At 37.5% G+C, this 3,204-nt stretch carries 1 protein-coding gene; it reads right to left on the minus strand.

The features are described 5' to 3' along the window. Nucleotides 1-2,981 (minus strand): hypothetical protein (locus JHC30_07060; GenBank protein MCI4463906.1); only part of this gene is annotated, 2,981 nt, incomplete at its 3' end. Nucleotides 2,982-3,204 lie beyond the last annotated feature (223 nt).

Genomic DNA, 3,204 nt, shown 5'->3' on the forward strand with positions numbered 1-3,204 from the left:
GCTCCCTCAATGTCTCCATGTTCAACTTTGAAACTAGCTTCTTGAAGCATGTCAGCGGCTTGCTGTAAGAGTTGTTTATTTTCTTCACTTAAGGTGCTTTTGTTTATTCTTTGCACTAACTCTGATAATTTCCTGATTTTATCTAGCAAGGACAATGTTTGATTTATCAGGCGTAAATACAAAGTTATTTCTTCTTCAGATTTCTGTACCATTTCCGCTGATTTGTTAAAGTTAAAGGTACTAGCATATTGCAAAGCTATATTTAAATAATTTGTAATATTCTGATGCAGTTTCCTTAGAGCGACAGTTGTAGATTCATTGCCAAACAAATTAATGGTTTCATTTAGTGTCTGAATTTTTTTGATATAAGTCTTGTAAGTTGTCATATTTTCATTCAATTTTTCCATGATCTTAATAGATTCAATGAAGTCGTTGTCTTTAAATTTGTGGATTGCTAATTCAAAGAACCTGTTGGCTTGGGGACTTTCAGGAAGCATAGATCTTCTAAGTTGATTTTCATATTCTAGGATTTCATGCAGAGCTCTGCTTCGTTGAGTATCGGCAGAAGAAAGTACAATTAATGCAACGTCATAGGGCGCCAGCGGCAGAATCAATTCCTTTGGTAGCTCTTTAGTAAAATATCCCTGTTTTATCTCCCCATTAACTATTGTGTAAATTGTAATGTTCTCTCTCACAAGTTTATTGTAGTTTTCAAGAGAAACAGTTGTATTTACCGTGTCTCTTCCAATGTTTGTCACAATTATCCCTACACTTTTGTCAGGAGAAAGCCAAGCACTTGCAAAAATTGAATCCGAATAAAAGGGCTTAACATCCACTCCAGTGTAAGGTATCTTTTCAGCTCCTGGAATTATGATCTTAGGATTAGGATGAACCATTGGTTGCGGTAGCATGGTTCCTTCCACTATGTAATAATAAGCATATTTTGTTCTCGCCTCTACAATCCTTCTGCTGTATTCGAGAAGTCTTCGGTCATATAGATTAAGATTATAAGGTTTTCCAGAACCCTGAGGATCAGCATCTATCATTGGAATATCACCCCAAATGAGAGATAAAGCAAGACCCCTAAGATAGAATAGAAAATCTCTTCCATCAATCAGTAGAAGACTTGAAAAAAGTAACATGTGATCATGGTAAACAGCATGCCACAAAGGAATGTATGTATTTAGAGAGGCATTGTAAAAAATGCCAAAATCTATTCCTAGGGGGTCTAGCCCCCCAATGGCTTCATCGTTTGCTATGTCAATGAATGGAATGTATGTCTCAACCATCCATTCAGAACCTATGCTTCCGTCTGGGTAAACCTTTTTTATTCCTTCTCTTACAGCCGAGTATATTTTTATGAAATTGTTTGCCCACCAGTTGCCTCCACCCTTTGGAAGCCTATCCCCATAATTTATCCATGGCATAGGTGGTCCTCCATCTAGCTGTATAACGTCCATTCCATGTGTGGACAGTTCCAGTGTAATGTTTAGAATTTTATTCATCCAGAAATCTGTAGGGGCCATCATTATACCGACTTGCTTTACGACGATTCCGGAATTATTGTGAATAAACCAAGTGTAAGTATAAAGATTTCCATATCTGTCCCTCGGTGCATGCTTGGTTGCTTCTTGCCATCCAGAAGCATTAAGGCTATAATAATTTACTGCTGGAACCGGAGTCATAACCTTCCCTCCTTTACTGTGCGCTCCTATGATCGCCGAATCAAAAGAGTCCCATCCTTCAGTTGGAGGAAAATAATCTGGAATTGAAACCCAAAAGCCATTCTTTTCCCATCCTCTCCACCACATAACTGGGGTCGAGTTGTAAAAATTCTTGAAGGCTTCGACTGTAGGTGGCAGATTGTAATAGGGACCGTTCCATCCAGACGAGAATCTTTCCCAATATCGCGTAAAGAAGTCTATCACAGGACCACTTTTTTTGAGCCAGCTGGGCGTGTCTTTATTTTTAGACAAGGTGCGAGAAGCCCACCACTGTTTGCTCGCCCATTCCTTATAGATTTGAGATGCATCATACCAATCTCCATTGAATATGCCAATAACTACGCTGTAAGGGAGCGCGACTTTTACTTGATTCTCAAAAGATAATACGTGTGTATTTATTAACCAGGCGCTATTACCATCGGAAGTCCGAGAAAATGTAAATTTTTTAACGTATGTACCAGTTGTATCATAATCACCGAGATAAAGACCGCTCTTTGGATTAGAAGCATAATAAGCTACAAATTGCATGTTGAGGAAGCCTGAAGGATAATAAGGAGTAGAATATGCTTTCCCCTCTTTTAAGTTCCTTGCAGGATTTTTGAGCAAGATACCGGACCAAGAGGGAACAACTAAGTAGTCTCCATCTTTTTCGTCAGAAATTTGGTCTATCCCAGGGATAATTGGAAAATGAACATTTTCAATTATCACATTGTCATTATTTGTAAACTCAAGGAACCAATAGGTCAAATTGGAGTTACTTGGTACATATACTGACACATTTACATTTACGTTAAACCTCCTATCCTCATGTGTTGAAGTTAAATCTCTCCAACTAAGAGAAAGAAGTATTCCAGTATTATTTATAACATACCGATATCTGATGTCAGCCTTTCTCCCAAGAAGAGCGGCGTACCAATTTATAGGCTCATACCAATATTCTAAAGCAAAAAGCCCAATATCGACGCTTTCTTTTTTCCTTACAAAGTCTACACCTCTAACTTTATCTTTGATAGAATATATGCCTCCGCCCGTGTTATTTCCTAGAGTAATAGCTATCTCTATAAACCTGTTTCCAATAAAAATTATGTTCTCTTTTACCTTTATGTATACATCGCTAGATGTACCTGGATTATTTATGTTTGAGTCCGCAAGAACTGGAAGAGTGAAGAAAATCTGAAATAAAACTAGAAATAGCAGGAACAAAGAAGACCCTTTCTGACGAAACGTGGATTTTGAAAAAGGAGGATTATTTTTCATATTTCTAATCCTTTTTAAACTTACCTTTATTTATTTCGTAGAAAATTATTTAGTACACGCTAGGGCTATACAATCCATAACCCCGAGGGTTAAAATTATCGCTATCATTTAAGAAATTTTTCTTACAGAAAACAAAATAAATCTCCCTCTCCGTAGCTTTTCTGGCACTTATGAGACAAGAAAAAGTCGTTCACATTGTTACCGTGGGGACGAGCATTGTTAG

The organism is Caldisericum sp. (assembly GCA_022759145.1).
In the GTDB taxonomy this organism is placed as follows: domain Bacteria; phylum Caldisericota; class Caldisericia; order Caldisericales; family Caldisericaceae; genus Caldisericum.